The sequence below is a fragment of the Brevundimonas sp. RM1 genome (genome assembly GCF_052907225.1).
Window position 1 is genome coordinate 178,611 of record NZ_JBRERY010000004.1, and the last position, 14,593, is coordinate 193,203.

At 67.8% G+C, this 14,593-nt stretch carries 16 protein-coding genes; 8 read left to right on the plus strand and 8 right to left on the minus strand.

Annotation, left to right across the window (positions count from 1 at the left end):
• Positions 1-55 precede the first annotated feature (55 nt).
• Both ACU5AP_RS06405 and ACU5AP_RS06410 read right to left on the minus strand, forming a co-directional pair.
• A complete protein-coding gene (locus ACU5AP_RS06405) occupies positions 56-1,303 on the minus strand; it encodes an O-antigen ligase family protein (RefSeq protein ID WP_312991102.1) in 1,248 nt (415 codons plus the stop codon).
• A complete protein-coding gene (locus ACU5AP_RS06410) occupies positions 1,300-3,636 on the minus strand; it encodes an ATP-dependent helicase (RefSeq protein WP_128116644.1) in 2,337 nt (778 codons plus the stop codon). Before ACU5AP_RS06410 ends, ACU5AP_RS06405 begins: the two co-directional genes overlap by 4 nt.
• Before the next feature lie 174 nt (positions 3,637-3,810).
• Between ACU5AP_RS06410 and ACU5AP_RS06415 the strand changes: the two genes are divergently transcribed.
• Genes ACU5AP_RS06415 through ACU5AP_RS06425 form a run of 3 tightly spaced genes read left to right on the plus strand, consistent with a single transcriptional unit; the run spans position 3,811 to position 4,668 of the window.
• Entirely contained in the window at positions 3,811-4,008 is a 198-nt protein-coding gene (locus ACU5AP_RS06415) for a hypothetical protein (RefSeq protein ID WP_003165316.1), read from the plus strand.
• Positions 4,005-4,316: a hypothetical protein gene (locus ACU5AP_RS06420; protein ID WP_164917947.1), complete on the plus strand. Its 312-nt coding sequence runs from the start codon at positions 4,005-4,007 to the stop codon at positions 4,314-4,316. Before ACU5AP_RS06415 ends, ACU5AP_RS06420 begins: the two co-directional genes overlap by 4 nt.
• Before the next feature lie 4 nt (positions 4,317-4,320).
• Positions 4,321-4,668, plus strand: coding sequence for a DUF488 domain-containing protein (locus tag ACU5AP_RS06425; RefSeq protein WP_003165314.1), 348 nt, complete (start codon positions 4,321-4,323; stop codon positions 4,666-4,668).
• A 24-nt stretch (positions 4,669-4,692) separates the two neighbouring features.
• Here ACU5AP_RS06425 and ACU5AP_RS06430 read toward each other — a convergent pair whose 3' ends face one another.
• From ACU5AP_RS06430 to ACU5AP_RS06440, 3 genes are read right to left on the minus strand one after another with little or no spacing between them, the layout of a single operon-like run.
• Complete coding sequence (locus ACU5AP_RS06430) at positions 4,693-5,424, minus strand: SIMPL domain-containing protein (protein WP_003165313.1); 732 nt, start codon at positions 5,422-5,424, stop codon at positions 4,693-4,695.
• Positions 5,421-5,660 carry a ribbon-helix-helix domain-containing protein gene (locus ACU5AP_RS06435; protein ID WP_040345615.1) on the minus strand — a complete coding sequence of 80 codons (240 nt, stop codon included), beginning with the start codon at positions 5,658-5,660 and terminating at the stop codon, positions 5,421-5,423. Before ACU5AP_RS06435 ends, ACU5AP_RS06430 begins: the two co-directional genes overlap by 4 nt.
• 3 nt (positions 5,661-5,663) lie before the next feature.
• Positions 5,664-5,996, minus strand: coding sequence for a YbaY family lipoprotein (locus tag ACU5AP_RS06440; protein WP_446680972.1), 333 nt, complete (start codon positions 5,994-5,996; stop codon positions 5,664-5,666).
• A gap of 209 nt (positions 5,997-6,205) precedes the next feature.
• Between ACU5AP_RS06440 and ACU5AP_RS06445 the strand changes: the two genes are divergently transcribed.
• Entirely contained in the window at positions 6,206-7,150 is a 945-nt protein-coding gene (locus ACU5AP_RS06445; protein ID WP_232464007.1) for a DMT family transporter, read from the plus strand.
• On the opposite strand, the gene sseA is transcribed toward ACU5AP_RS06445, so the two are convergent.
• Positions 7,151-7,996, minus strand: a complete 846-nt coding sequence (sseA, locus tag ACU5AP_RS06450) for a 3-mercaptopyruvate sulfurtransferase (protein WP_128720195.1) — start codon at positions 7,994-7,996, stop codon at positions 7,151-7,153.
• 124 nt (positions 7,997-8,120) lie between these two features.
• On the opposite strand from sseA, the gene kdsA reads away from it, so the two are divergent.
• The 4 genes from kdsA to ACU5AP_RS06470 are packed head-to-tail and all read left to right on the plus strand — an operon-like array spanning position 8,121 to position 12,609.
• Positions 8,121-9,023 (plus strand): 3-deoxy-8-phosphooctulonate synthase, encoded by a 903-nt coding sequence (kdsA, locus tag ACU5AP_RS06455; RefSeq protein WP_223850863.1) that lies wholly within the window; start codon positions 8,121-8,123, stop codon positions 9,021-9,023.
• 18 nt (positions 9,024-9,041) lie between these two features.
• Entirely contained in the window at positions 9,042-10,502 is a 1,461-nt protein-coding gene (rfaE2, locus tag ACU5AP_RS06460; protein ID WP_128720194.1) for a D-glycero-beta-D-manno-heptose 1-phosphate adenylyltransferase, read from the plus strand.
• Positions 10,499-11,500 (plus strand): ADP-glyceromanno-heptose 6-epimerase, encoded by a 1,002-nt coding sequence (rfaD, locus tag ACU5AP_RS06465; protein WP_446680973.1) that lies wholly within the window; start codon positions 10,499-10,501, stop codon positions 11,498-11,500. The genes rfaE2 and rfaD overlap by 4 nt, the downstream gene beginning before the upstream one ends.
• A complete protein-coding gene (locus ACU5AP_RS06470) occupies positions 11,500-12,609 on the plus strand; it encodes a DUF3089 domain-containing protein (RefSeq protein WP_128720193.1) in 1,110 nt (369 codons plus the stop codon). Before rfaD ends, ACU5AP_RS06470 begins: the two co-directional genes overlap by 1 nt.
• A 21-nt stretch (positions 12,610-12,630) precedes the next feature.
• Here the strand turns inward: ACU5AP_RS06470 and ACU5AP_RS06475 are convergent, their stop codons facing one another.
• On the minus strand, positions 12,631-13,008 hold the full coding sequence (locus ACU5AP_RS06475) for a response regulator (RefSeq protein ID WP_040345610.1): 378 nt from the start codon (positions 13,006-13,008) through the stop codon (positions 12,631-12,633).
• The gene (locus ACU5AP_RS06480) at positions 13,005-14,510 is read right to left on the minus strand and encodes an HWE histidine kinase domain-containing protein (RefSeq protein ID WP_223850861.1); all 1,506 of its coding nucleotides are present in this window, start codon (positions 14,508-14,510) and stop codon (positions 13,005-13,007) included. Before ACU5AP_RS06480 ends, ACU5AP_RS06475 begins: the two co-directional genes overlap by 4 nt.
• Positions 14,511-14,593 lie beyond the last annotated feature (83 nt).

Consider the following 14,593-nt stretch of genomic DNA (forward strand, 5'->3'; position numbering starts at 1 on the left):
GGTAGGCTTCGAAGAGGGCGGGGGCAAGGCCCGCGTCAGTTCGGCGGATCAGGGATCAGGGCGCTCGGTCCGGGATCAGATTACGCGCCATCAGCGCCATGAACAGGGTCCACGGCAAATCCTGGTGCCTCATCAGCACGCTTTCCGACAGGCTCAGCAGCAGGAAGGCCGCCAGCCAGGCCAGGCTCCAGTATCCCTCGCGCCGTCCCAGGCCGGTCAGGCGGATCAGAACGACCGCCGAGGTCACGGCGACGACGGCGCCGACCAGGCCGACGCCCGCCCAGCCCAACTCAGCGCGCAGGTCCAGCCAGCCCTGGTGTGCGGACGGCACGCGCCAGCCTGTCTCATGCCGGATCCACTCCATCGGCTCCGAGTCCGGCAGCCAGAAGGCGCTGTAGCCATAGCCCAGCCAGGGCCTGCGCTCGGTCATGCGGGCGATGGCGTCCCAGATTTCGGTGCGGCCGGTCAGGCTGGGATCCTTGCCGAGCAGGGCCAGGATTTCGACAGAGAACTCGCTCCATGCCCACAGGCCGCCGACCACGGCCGCGCCCATGCACCAGACGGCGACGACGCCGAACACCGGCCCCATACGTCGGATCAGCCGACACAGCAGAACCAGGCCGCCGCCCAGCATGGCCATGATCAGGGCGGTCTTGGATTGCGACCCCAGCAGGGCCAGGGTGCAGACCGCCAGGGCGGCCAGCGCCAGACGGCGGTCACGCTGGTCCGTCTGCGCGGCCAGCAGGGCCGAAGCGGCGATCAGGCCGAGCGTCATGACCATGCCCAGCTGGTTCTTCTCGTACCAGACGCCCCGCCACAGGCCGGCGTTGGCCGCATGGTGGACGCCGAACCCTGGAAAGACGAAGACGGCGATCAGGCTGCATAGCCCCAACGCCAGAAACGTCGCCGTCAGCATCCGGGGCAGGGCGATCCCGCGAAAGACCGCGCCCAGATAGACGGCGAAGACCCCGGTCAGCCCGAGGGCCAACACCCGCCGCTCGGTCACATCCGGCGCCTGGGACCACAGGCTGGACGCCAGCGCCAGGACGACCATCAGCAACAAGGGGATGAAGGCGGGCCAGGCCGCCGCCATTCGCCGAGCGCGAAAACCGACCAGTCCCAGGATCACCAGATAGATCGGCGGCCAGACCAGCCGCAGCACTGGGGTCTCTTCCTGGTTCGGCGCGAAGATCGGGCCGAGCAGGGCGCCGGACAACAGGGCTAGGATCAGGCCTGCCGCCGCCTGTTCCCACAGGGTGGGGGCGTCGGGATCATGACGTGAAGGGGCGATCGCCCCTCTCACGCCTTCTCCACGAAGGTGTCGATGACCTTCTTCTCGCCCGCTTTATCGAAACTCACGACCAGCTTGTTGCCCTCCACCGCGCGCACCTGACCATAGCCGAACTTCTGGTGGAAGACGCGGTCGCCGCGCGACCAGCCGGACGCCGCCTTGGGATCGGCGGTGGCGATCAGGCGGCCTTCGCCCTCGATCACGGCGCGGCGGGCATAGGCGGGCTTGGGCGTCTGGGCGGCGGTATAGGTCTGGGCGCGTTTCCAGCCGGGGCTGGAATAGCTGCCGCCGAAGGAGGGGGCGTCGTCCCAGCGGCTCTTGGCCTCCTTCATGCCGCTTGAGGCGCCGTAATAGCCGGTGTCCGACTGGGGCTCGACGTGGGCGATCGGCAGTTCATCGACGAAGCGACTGGGCAGCTGAGAGGTCCAGCGGCCATAGACCATGCGGTTGGCGGCGAAGCTGATGCGCGCGTCCTGCTTGGCGCGGGTGACGCCGACGTAGGCCAGGCGGCGTTCCTCCTCGAGGCCCTTCACGCCCTTCTCGTCGATGCTGCGCTGGCTGGGGAAGACGCCTTCCTCCCAGCCCGGCAGGAAGACCAGCGGGAACTCCAGCCCCTTGGCGCCGTGCAGCGTCATGATCTGCACCGAGCCCGATCCGTCGGCGTTCTCGTCGCGGCGCTCCAGGTCCATGACCAGCGAAACATGCTCCAGATAGGCCTGCAGCGTCTCGAAAGACTGCATCGACTGGGTCAGTTCCTTCAGGTTGTCCAGCCGCGTCTGGCCGCTGGTGCGGTCGGCCTTCTGCATGGCGGTGTATCCGCTCTCGTCCAGCAGGGTCTCCGTCACCTGCCAGTGGGGCGTGCCCATGGCCATCAGGTCGCGCCAGCGGTCCAGATCGCGCACGAAGTTGGCCAGCGGCGTGCGGGTGCGCGCCTGAAGCTCGTCCGTCGTAATCAGGTGGCGCACCGCCCGCATGGCCGAGACGCCGTTCTCGCGCGCGATGTGCAGGATCTTCTGGACGCTGGTGTCGCCGATGCCGCGTTTGGGAACGTTGACGATGCGCTCGAACGCCAGGTCGTCGTCCTCGGACTGGATCAGCCGCAGATAGGCGTGGGCGTCGCGGATCTCCGCCCGCTCGAAGAAGCGCGGCCCGCCGATGACGACATAGGGAATGGCCAGCATCAGGAAGCGTTCTTCAAACGCCCGCATCTGAAATGACGCGCGAACAAGAACAGCCATATCCTTGTAATTCATGCCCTGCTTGCGCGCGGTTTCGATCTCGTCGGCGATCAGGCGGGCCTCGGCCTCGCCATCCCAGACGCCGCGCACGCGCACCTTGTCGCCGCTGTCGTCCTCGGTCCACAGGGTCTTGCCCAGCCGGTCCTGATTGGCCGCGATCAGGGCCGAGGCCGCCCCCAGAATGTGCTTGGTCGAGCGATAGTTGCGCTCCAGCCGGATGACCTTGGCGCCGGGGAAGTCACGCTCGAAGCGCAGGATGTTGTCCACCTCGGCCCCGCGCCAGCCGTAGATCGACTGATCGTCGTCGCCGACGCAGCAGACATTGCCGGTTGAGGAGGTCAGCAGCCGCAACCACAGATACTGGGCGACGTTGGTGTCCTGATATTCGTCCACCAGGATGTAGCGGAACCGGCGGCGATATTCCTCCGCCAGATCAGCATGTTTCGACAGGATGGTGATGTTGTGCAGCAGCAGGTCGCCAAAGTCGCAGGCGTTCAGCGTCGCCAGCCGCGCCTGATAGGCGGCGTACAGCGCCGGGCCCTTGCCGTTGGCGAAGTCCTCGCCCGGCGGCAGCTTGTCGGGCGTCCAGCCGCGGTTCTTCCAGTGGTCGATCATATGGGCCAGCGACTTGGGCGTGAACCGCTTGGTGTCGATGTTGGCCGCTTCCAGAAGCTGCTTCAGCAGCCGTTCCTGATCGTCGGTGTCCAGGATGGTGAAGCTGGACTTCAACCCGACCAGTTCCGCATGGCGACGCAGGATCTGCGCCGCGACCGAGTGGAAGGTGCCCAGCCAGCGTAAGCCTTCGGACGACGGGCCGATCAGATGGCCGATCCGCTCGCGCATCTCGCGCGCGGCCTTGTTGGTGAAGGTGACGACCAGCAGCTCCCACGGCTTGGCCCGGCCCGTCGCCAGGATGTGCGCCAGGCGCGTGGTCAGGACGCGCGTCTTGCCCGTGCCGGCGCCCGCCAGCACCAGCACCGGCCCCTCGGTCGTCTCCACCGCCTCGCGCTGCTCGGGGTTCAGGCCCGACAGATAGTCGGCCGCCGGCCCTTGCGGAGTCTGGGCGCGGGCGAGGTCGGAAATGCGGGGAGCGGGCAGGTCGGTCACAGGGGCGGATACTCAGGCGGCGGGACAGGCGGGCGAGCCGCCGGAATCTGAATGGGAGAACATAAGCAGCACAGCGACCAAAGTCAGGCCTATTCGCACACGGCGCTTCCGGAACCGCGCAGTCAGAGCGTCGTTCTCGCACACGACAGGGTCAGCAAAGGGAAGGGATGCCTTATGGCGGAAAACTCAAGCGGCGGCGGCAACGCCGGTCTCGCCTTCATCGTCGGCGGTTTGGTCGTGGTTGTGGCTGTCCTGGCCTGGTTCCTTCTGGGCCGAGGCGGGGCGTCGGACACCAAGAATGTCGATGTCGAGGTCAAGCTGCCTGAAGTCTCGGCGCCGGCTGCGCCGAGCGGTCCTGAGGCCGCGTCATGACCGATCCCAATATCCCGCCTGAGCGCGTCGTCCATCAGACTACCGTCAACAACGCCCCGGCGCCGCGAAAGGGCGGCGGGGCGGGTTTGGCCTTCATCGTCGGGGGCCTTCTCGTCGCCGTGGCGGTGATCGCCTGGTTCGTGTTCGCCGGAGGAAGGGCGCCGGCGCCGTCAACGCCCGAATTGAACGTCGACATCAATGTGCCGACGCCGCGCCTGCCTGAGGTTCCAGACCGCCCGGCTCCGCCCGAATTGCCGCGCCCCTCTGAACCGCCCCAGGTGGCCGCGCCCGAACCACAGGGCGGATGAGGCCGTGAAGGTCGCCTTGAAGCGCGTCTATGAACCGCCGTCCGATGCGGATGGGACGCGCATCCTGGTCGACCGCCTCTGGCCGCGTGGTCTCAGCAAGGACAAGGCCCGCGTGGACCTATGGCTCAAGCAGATCGCGCCGACAACGGAGCTGCGGCAGTGGTTCGGCCATGATCCGGCGAAATGGACGGAGTTCCAGCACCGCTATCGCGCGGAGTTGGAGGCCAACGGCGATGTCGTATCCGAACTGAAGGCCGCGCTCGCCGATGGCCCGGCGACCCTGGTCTATGGGGCCAGGGACGAAGAGCACAACGACGCCGTCGTGCTGGCGGCCTATCTGACGGACCCCTGACCGGGCGGGCGCATTGGCGCGGGCCTATTTCAGTCGATAGCTGATCGTCGTGACGACCCGGACCTTCTTGTTCGGCGTGCTGGCTTCGTCGCCCGTGCCGTCGCGCGACAGGATCTCGAACGAGCCCTGTCCCGCCGTCTTGATCGGCCCCAGCGGCGCGCCGGAATCCTTGGCGAACTGCTCGGCGCCGCTGCGGGCGGCGGCCGTGGCCTCGGCGATCATGGCCGGGCGCACGTCGTTCAGCTTGGTGAAGATGTAGGAGGGACCGTTGAAGTCCTGCAGCACCACGCCCTGCCGCACCAGATCGTTCAGGTTGCGGGTGGTGGTCTGGACCCGGTCCACGTCGGTGGTGCGCACGATCACGGTCTGGGTCAGGATGAAGCGCGGCCCGCCGGTCTGGCTGGCGTATTCGCGCGATCGGGTGTCGGCCACGCCCAGCTGACCCAGGTCCACGGCGTCGTCGGGATAGCCCTGCGCCTTCAGAAACTGGCGCACGATGGCCAGGTCGCCGTCGATGCGCGCCTGCACTTCGGACAGTACGTCGCCTGAGGTTGTGAAACGGATCGGCAGGACGGCCAGATCGGCCTTCACGTCCTTTTCCGCCAGGCCGCGCACGGTGACGGAGCGGTCGCCCGCGCGGGCGTTGACCACGCCCTGACCGATCAGGGCGCCGCCGCCGATCAGGCCCACGGCCACCAGTCCGCCGAAGACGGCGGCGGGGATCAGGCGATTGTTGTCGATGCGAGCGTCGCTCATGGCGTCTTCTCTTCTGCGAAACTGCGGTCGCCGCCGGTCCACTGCAGGGCCAGGATGCGGCAGGCGGAGGCCAGGGGGCGGCGGCCCCGCCAGGCGTCGATGCGGATCAGCAGGCCGGACCGGCTCAACGCCAGTTCGGCCGCGATGGCGTCCAGCACGGCCCAGAACTCAGGCTCCAGCGCCACCGAGGTGGCGTGGCCGGACAGCAGCACCGATCGTTTGGCGAGGCCGCTCAAGGCTTAGCGCACGCCCACCATGACGATGTCGGCGCTGTTCGAGGCGCCGTTGGTCAGCACAGCGTAGTTGGTGTCGGTGGTGAAGCGCAGGGCGCCGGAGGCGTCGCGGATTTCAGCACGTGCGGCATAGCGGTGGCGGGCGTCGATCTTGTCGCTGGGCATCGAAAGGGTGACGGCGTAGGGCGGGGCGCGACCGTTCAGGGGCTGGCGCACCTCGGCCATGGTGCGGGACGGCGCGTCCATCAGGCTGACGTCCTCGACCTTGACCGTCAGGACATGGCCGGGCGGCAGCATGATGCGTTCGCGATAGGTGGCGGTGACCTGGACTTCAGTCATAGAGGCTTCCGGCATGGAGGAGCAGGCGGCGGCCAAAAGGACCGGGGCCAGAGCGAGGGGGGCGAGGAATGAGCGCATCGGCGTCTCCTTTGTGCGCGGCTAGCTTAGCAGAACGCGCCAGCGTCACATAAGGCTGCAACAGTAGAGAGACGGCGGGGACAAAGCGGTGCTATCGGAAGTTCCCGTTTCGTTTCGACCGAGTCGCCGGCGTGTCACAGTCTGAAGCTCCCCAATCCGAAACCGCGTCGTCGCGCCTGTCTTCACCCGCTGTGTTGGCCATCGGCGGCGTCGGGGTCTGCGCCCTGATCTGGGGCACGACCTGGTACGCCATCACCTTCCAGCTGGGCGCCGTCGATCCGGTGATTTCGGTGGTGCTGCGCTTCGGCATCGCTTCGGCCTTGCTGGCCCTGATCGTCAAGGCGACGGGCGGTCGGCTGGCTCTGACGCGCGGCCAGCATCTGGCGGCGCTGGGGCAGGGGCTGTTCTCCTTCGCCATCAGCTACGCCTTCGTCTACGCCTCGGAGGAGAAGATCGCCTCGGCCGTGGTGGCGGTGATCTTTGCGGCGCTGGCCTTCCTGAACCTGATCCTGTTCCGCGTCGCCTCGGGCCAGAAGGCCGCCGCCGCCGCCTGGCTGGGCGCGGGGCTGGGCGTGGTCGGCGTCGGCGTCCTGTCGGCGGGCGAGGTGATGGGCGCAGGCCTGGGCGTCCACGCGGTCGCGGGCGTCAGCTTCGCCGTGATCGCCGTCGTCGCCTCGGCCTTCGGCAACTGGTTCGCCTGGAAGGGGCAGCAGGCGGGTTCGCAGGTGCTGCCGTCCACCGCCTGGGCCATGGCCTACGGTACGGGGACGCTGGCGCTCTACGCCCTGGTCACGGGCGTCTCCTGGTCGGTGGCGTGGAGCCCGGCCTATGTGATCTCGCTGCTGTATCTGGCGGTGTTCGGCTCGGTCATCGCCTTCGGTCTTTATTTCACCATCGCGCGGGCGAGGGGGTATGCGACCGCCAGCTATATCTCGGCCCTGACGCCGCCGATCGCCATGCTGGTGTCGGTGATGTTCGAAGGGGCGCGCTTCGGCGTGCTGGCCTTCGTCGGACTGGCTCTGGTTCTGGCCGGGCAGGTGTTTCTGATCCGCGCGCCCAAACGCTCGGCGGCCTGATCAGGCCTCGCCCGTTACGACCGGCGCGTCGGGACGCGCCCCCCATTCCGCCCACGATCCGTCATAGAGGCGCGACGGACGCCCCAGCACGGCCAGCCCCAGCGTCAGGACCGCCGCCGTCACGCCGGAGCCGCAGCTGGTGATGACGGGCCGCTCCAGATCGACGCCCGCGGCGCGGAAGGCGTCGTCCAGCGCCTGAGCCTGCTTCAGCGTCCCGTCCGCATTCAGCAGGCTGGAAAAGGGCAGGTTCAGCGCCCCCGGCATATGGCCGGCTCGCACGCCGGGGCGCGGCTCGGCGGCTTCCCCCCGGAAACGCGGCGCCCCACGTGCATCGACCACCTGAAGACCGTCCGCCAGCGCGGCGCGCACCTGATCGAAGTCCGTCACGGCGTCGGCGTCGAACCGCGCCTCAAACTTCGCGGGGACGGGAGCCTCGGCCGCGCCGCCTTGCAGAGGCCGCCCCTCGGCTTTCCATTTGGGCAGGCCGCCGTCCAGCACGCGCACCCGCTTGGCCCCCATCGTCCGCAGCGTCCACCAGACCCGCGCCGCCGAGAACAGCCCTTGCGCGTCATAGACCACGATGTCGTCGCTCTCCGTGACGCCCAGCGCGCCCATCGTCTCGGCGAAGATGTCCGGCGACGGCAGCATGTGCGGATAGGGGCTTTCCCGATCCGACACGGCGTCCAGATCGAAGAAGACGCCGCCCGGCAGCCGCTCGCGCTCGAAATCCGCCCGCGCATCGCGCCCGTCCAGCCACCAGCTGGCGTCGATGATTCTCAGGTCCGGCGCGCCTAGCCGCGACGCCAGGGCTGCGGTTGAGATCAGGGGCGTGTCGGTGTGGGTCATTTCGTCAGACTATCATGATCGTGCGGCCGGTGGTCAGGGCCTGAGTCGCCGGATAAGTTGCGGAATCATAGCTGCGACGCCACCTGTCCGACTTAAAGTCGCGGCATAGGCCCGCGAACCACAGTTGAAACCAGTCGAAAGCGCCGCCGTGACCTCTCCGAACGCCGTCATCACCCTGTCCGAAGGCCTCAAGAAACCCGTCGTCATCGGCGGCGGCGCCCGCATCGTCTTCATCGCCGGCCCGTGCCAGATGGAAAGCCGCCAGCATGCGCTGGAGACCGCCCATGCGTTGAAGGAGATCGGCGAGCGGCTGAACCTCGGCATCATCTACAAGACCAGCTTCGACAAGGCGAACCGCACCAGCGCCACGGCTGCGCGCGGCATCGGTCTGAAGGACGCCCTGCCGATCTTCGCCGAAATCCGTGAAGTCACCGGCCTGCCGACCCTGACCGACATCCACTCAGAGGCGCAGTGCGCGGGCGTGGCCGAGGCCGTCGACGTGCTGCAGATCCCGGCCTTCCTGTCGCGTCAGACCGACTTGCTGCTGGCCGCCGCCGCCACGGGCAAGGCGATCAACATCAAGAAGGGGCAGTTCCTGGCCCCCTGGGACATGAAGAACGTCATCGCCAAGGTCACGGGCGCGGGCAATCCCAACGTCATGGCCTGCGAGCGCGGCGCCAGCTTCGGCTACAACACCCTGGTCAGCGACATGCGCGCCCTGCCGATCCTGCGTGAGATCGGCTGCCCCGTCGTCTTCGACGCGACCCACAGCGTCCAGCAGCCGGGCGGGCAGGGCACCTCCTCGGGCGGTCAGCGCGAGTTCGTGCCGGTGCTGGCCCGCGCCGCCGTCTCGGTCGGCGTCGACGCCGTCTTCATGGAGACGCACGAAGATCCGGACAACGCCCCCTCGGACGGCCCCAACATGGTGCCGCTGAGTCAGTTCGAGGCGCTGGCCGCTGAACTGATCGCCTTCGACGATCTGGCCATCAAGCTCGGCCACAAGGGGCCGATGGCGAAGACGGCGTGAATCCGCTAGTTCGGCGTCATGGCTGAACGTTCTCTTGATCTCGGCGCCCTGCAGTCCCTGCTGGAGCGCGTGCGTGACCTGAAGGTCGCCTGCGTCGGCGATCTGATGCTGGATCGCTATGTCTATGGCGAGGTCAGCCGTATCTCGCCCGAGGCGCCGATCCCCGTCCTGCGCGCGCGCCGCACCGTGGCCATGCCCGGCGGCGTGGGCAATGTCGCCCGCAACGTCGCGGCTCTGGGCGGTCGGGCCCGTCTGGGCGCGGTCGCGGGCCATGACCCGGCGGGCGCCGAGCTAGCCGATCTGATCGCCGCCGAGGACCGGATCGAGGACGCCCTGATCCGGCCCGAGGGCGCCGCCACCATCGTCAAGACGCGCTTCGTCGCCGCCGGCCAGCAACTGCTGCGTCTGGACGACGAGGCCGCGACCCATTCCGGCTATGCCGACAAGGCGGTGTTCCGGGGCGCGGGCGCCATCCTGCTGTCCGACTACGCCAAGGGCGTGGTGGACGACGGCGCCATCCAGGCGGCGCTGTGGGCCGGGGCCGAATACGGCGCGCCGGTCATCGTCGATCCCAAGGGCCGCGACTTCGCCCGCTATGGCGCGGTCGACGTCATCAAGCCGAACGCCAGCGAACTAGCGGGCGCCACCGGCCTGCCGACCGAGACCGACGAACAGGTCGAGGCGGCGCTGGCCGCCCTGCTGGCCGCTACCACGGCCAAGGCCGTCATCGTCACCCGCGCGGGCAAGGGCATGACGCTAGCGCGGCGTGGTGGCGGCGTCACCCACTTCCCCGGCCGGGCGCGTGAAGTGTTCGACGTGTCCGGCGCGGGCGACACCTGCCTCGCGGCGCTGGGCCTCGCTTTGGGCACCGGCGCGACGCTGGAGCAGGCGGTGCAGTTCGCCATCCTCGCGTCGGGCGTAGTGGTGGGCAAGAGCGGCACCGCCGTCGTCACGCCCGCCGAACTGATCGAGGCCGAGATGAGCCAGCACGCGGCTCTCGCCCAGTCCAAGGTCACTCCGCTGGACGAACTGGCCGATCAGGTCGAGGCGTGGAAGCGTCAGGGCCTGAAGGTCGGCTTCACCAACGGCTGCTTCGACATCCTGCACCGCGGCCACGTCGCCTATCTGAGCCAGGCGCGCGGCTGGTGCGACCGGCTGGTCGTGGCGCTGAACACTGACGCCTCGGTGCGGCGCCTGAAGGGGGAGGGACGCCCCGTCAATGATCTGGACAGCCGCGCCGCCGTCATCGGCGGTCTGGCCAGCGTCGACCGCGTTACCGCCTTCGACGACCCGACGCCCATCACCCTGATCGAGCGGCTGAAACCCGATGTGTTGATCAAGGGCTCGGACTACACCAAGGACAAGGTCGTCGGCGCCGCCGAGGTCGAAAGCTGGGGCGGCGAGGTCCGTCTGGCCGACTTCGCCGACGGCTATTCCACGACGAAGACGATCGAGAAGATGACTGGAGCTCCTGAATGACGCCTCGCATGATCGTTGTGACCGGCGGCGCGGGCTTCATCGGCTCCAACATCGTCGCCCGCCTGTGCGAGAGCGGCGCTTGGGACGTGGTCGTCTGTGACCGGCTGGAGACGGCCGACCTCGCCAAGTGGAAGAACATCGCCAAACACCCCATCGCCGACCTGTGGGCGCCCGAAGAGCTGTTCGACCAGCTGGAGCGTCACGCCGAGCGCATCGAGGCGGTGATTCACATGGGCGCCATCTCCTCGACGACCGAGCCGGACGCCGACCTGATCCTGCGCACCAACTTCAGCCTGTCGCGCGACATCTGGGACTGGTGCGCGGTGCGTAACGTGCGGATGATCTACGCCTCCTCGGCGGCCACCTACGGCGACGGCGAGGCCGGGTTCGAGGATCGCGACGATCCTGAGAGCCTGAATGCGCTGCGCCCGCTAAACGCCTATGGCTATTCGAAATATCTGTTCGACCAGTATGCCGTGCGTCAGGCCGATCGCGACGAGGCGCCGCCCCAGTGGGCCGGGCTGAAGTTCTTCAACGTCTATGGCCCGAACGAGGGCCACAAGGGCGGCATGAAGTCGGTCGTCGCCCAGATCTGGCCCAAGGTTCAGGCGGGCGAGACGGTCAGCCTGTTCCGCTCGCACAACCCGAACTATCCCGACGGCGGCCAGCTGCGCGACTTCGTCTTTGTCGACGACGTGGTCGGCATTATCCTGTGGCTGCTGGAGAACGAGGCTGTCTCGGGCGTATTCAACGCCGGATCGGGTCAGGCGCGTTCCTTCGCCGATCTGGCCCGCGCCACCTTCGCGGCGGCGGGCAAGGAGCCGTCCATCGCCTATAGCGACATGCCCGAGGCGATCCGCGATCGCTATCAGTACTTCACCGAGGCCAGCATGGATCGCATCCGCGCCCTCGGCTACGGCGGCCAGTCGACGCCGCTGGAGGAAGGCGTGCGCCGTTACGTCCAGGACTTCCTGGCCCAGCCGGACCCGTACCGCTGATGCGCTCCAAGCTGACCTTTCGACAGTGGGTCGGCTACACGGGCTTCGCGCTCGTCCTGTTGCTGACGGCGGCGGTGGCCGTGTGGCGCGGCGACATTTTGCGCGCGGGGTTGGACCCTCAGATTCCGTTCCAGACCTATGAGCCCCCGGCCGCGCCCGACTATGACGATAAGAGCGCCTGGGCGCTGCTGAACGCCCGTGCGCCGGGCGCGGGGGCGGCCCATGTCTTCTTCGTCCACTCCACCACCTACGACGGCGGCAGCGACTGGAACGGGGCCATCGACGACCGCCGCGCCCTGACCAAACTGCGGACCGTCGTCCTACCCAACTACGCCGGGCCGTTCGCCTCGGCAGGCGACGTCAGCGCGCCCCTGTATCGCCAGGCCAGCCTCTACAGCCGCCTGACGCTGCGCGAGGACGCGCGCGAAGCGCGGGCTTTCGCCTATGGCGACATCGAGGCCGCCTTCGACCGCTGGCTGGCGTTGCGACCGGACGGTCCGATCGTTCTGGTCGGGGTGGAGCAGGGCGCTGATCTAGTCGACCGTCTGCTGCATGATCAGGTGGCCAGGGACGCTTCGCTCAAGGCGCGTCTGGTCGCCGCCTATCTCGTCGAGGGTGTGACGCCGGTCAGCCGTTTCACCCACACGCCCTTGTGCCGCACAGACGATGAAACCGGCTGCGCCCTGTCCTGGCGCGCGGTCGAGGAGAACGGCGAGGGCGAGGCCAAGCGGGTCATTCGCCGCGCCCTGACCTGGAACGATCGCGGCGCCCTGGTCGAGGCCGCGGACGCGCCCATCGCCTGCGTCAACCCGGTGACAGGATCAGTCGACGCGCCCGTGTCCGAGGCGCGTGAGAGCCGAGGCGCCACCAACGCCACCAATCTGGAATGGGGCGCGCGGCCCGCATTTCAGCGCCGCCTGGTCGCGGCCGAATGCCGGGAGGGCATCCTGTGGCGCTCGCGCCTGAGCTCGGAATCCTTCCGCACGCCGGTGTCTTGGGCCGATCAGCGCCGGATCCCGGCCTACAACCTGTTCTACGCCGACATCGAGGCGGACGTGCTGCGTCGCCTCAAGGCCTGGGAAGACGCTCATGCAGCCGCGGCCGCCTGAATGAGCTTTGGGCGGCCGCAGTCAGGCCATGCTCATGTTCAAAGCGGCCATCAGGGCGTCGCGGATGGCGGCGTCGGTGAAGGGCTTCTGCACCGTGGGATTGCCGCGCCAGTGCTCGGGCAGTCCGCTTTCGCCATAGCCGGTCGAGAAGACGAAGGGGACGCCCCGCGCCTTCAGCGCCTCGGCGATGGGAAACACCTCCTGGCCCGCCACATTGACGTCCAGCAGGGCGGCGTCGAGATCGGTCTCGCCGGTCACGACGCGCAGGCCGTCGCCGACATTCGATTCTGGGCCGATGACGGTGCATCCCATGTCGCTGAGAATGGTCTCCAGCAGCATGGCGACCAGGGACTCGTCCTCGACGATCAGCACGCGGCGGCCTGAAAGCACGTCGGTCATAGGGTTTCCGTTTCTAGGGGCAGGCTGATCTCGGCGCAGAAGCCTTCGGGCGGATAGGAGAGCTGCACCGTCCCATGCAGGTCATGGCGCACGTTGCGCTCGATCAGGCGGGTGCCGAAACCGCGCCGTTCCGGCTCGGGGATGGGTTCGCCGCCGGCTTCGCGCCAGGTGATGTGCAGGCGCGGCGACTTCTGGTCGCTGATGGCCCAGTCGACCATGACGCGGCCGTCGCCGCAGGCCAGGGCGCCGTATTTGGCGGCGTTGGTGGCCAGCTCGTGGAAGATCATGCCCAGCGACACCGCGCGCGCCGGCGACAGGGCGACGTGCGGCCCGTTCATGGTCAGTCGCCCGATGCCGTGGGCCTGGGTCTCGTGCTCCAGCACGGCGCGCAGGTCGGCGCCTTCCCAATGGCTGCGGGTCAGCAGGTCGTGGGTGTGCGACAGGGCCAGGATGCGAGACTGGAAGGCGGCGGCGAAGGAGCTGGGATCCTGGTGCGTGCGCGCGGTCTGCATGGCGATGGACTGGACCGTAGCCAGGGTGTTCTTCACCCGGTGGTTCAGCTCGTCGATCATCAGCTTCTGGCGCTCGGCGGCCAGCACCACGTCGGTCACGTCGTGGCCCTGGACGAAGATGCCGACGATCTTTCCCTCGTCGCCGCGAATGGGCTGATAGGCGAAGTCGATGTAGCGATGGTCCAGCGGACCGTCCTGCGCGTGCCGCAGGGCGAAGGCGCGCTGGCGGCCATAAACCGGCTCGCCCGTCTCATAGACGTCGTTGAGGAAATCCAGATGGCCCTGGTCGCTCAGTTCGGGCAGGGCGTCGCGTACCGGCTGGCCCAGAATGTCGCGATGGCTGACCAGTCGATAGCAGGCTTCATTGCAGAACTGGATCATGTGGTCGGGGCCGTTCAGCACCGCGACGAAGCCCGGCGCATTCATCAGCATGTCGGTGAGCTGCTTGCGTTCGGCTTCGAGGCGCTGGTTGTTAGCTTCGATCTTCACGGCCCGTCGGAACACCTCATCGCCCACCATGGCGTCCAGAGCGGATGACTGGCCCGCCCCGTCGACCGTCTTTTGGCGCAGACGTAGAAGCTCGGTCACATCGCTGGTGTGCTGCAGGATATGCGTGACCTGACCGTCTTCATTTTTGATCGGCGTATGGGTGCAGCTCCAGAACCGATCATCGAAGACCGGCTCTCCGTCGGGGCCGGGCGTGAGAACGGGATAGTGCAGGACCGCCAGATGATCCGGTTCGCCCGTGGCCAACACCTTGTCGAAAGAGGCGCGCAGCCGGCGGCTTTCCTCTTCGCTGTCGGGAGCGTCGCCCGGCGCGAACATTTCCATGACGTGATGGCCGATCAGGTCGTCGCGTCGGCGTTGAGTGACGTCCAGATAGGCCTGGTTCATGCCGGCGAAACGCAGGTCGCGATCCAGCAGCATATAGGGGTTGGGAGAGGAGTCGAACGCCGCCACCAGATCGATTGTTTTGGCGAGCTTCCGCAAATCCAACCCCCTATCACTGCGTCCCTAACGCGGGATAAGCGGAAAGGGTGCCCGTTTCCTGGCCTGAAAATGCAGCAAAAGTA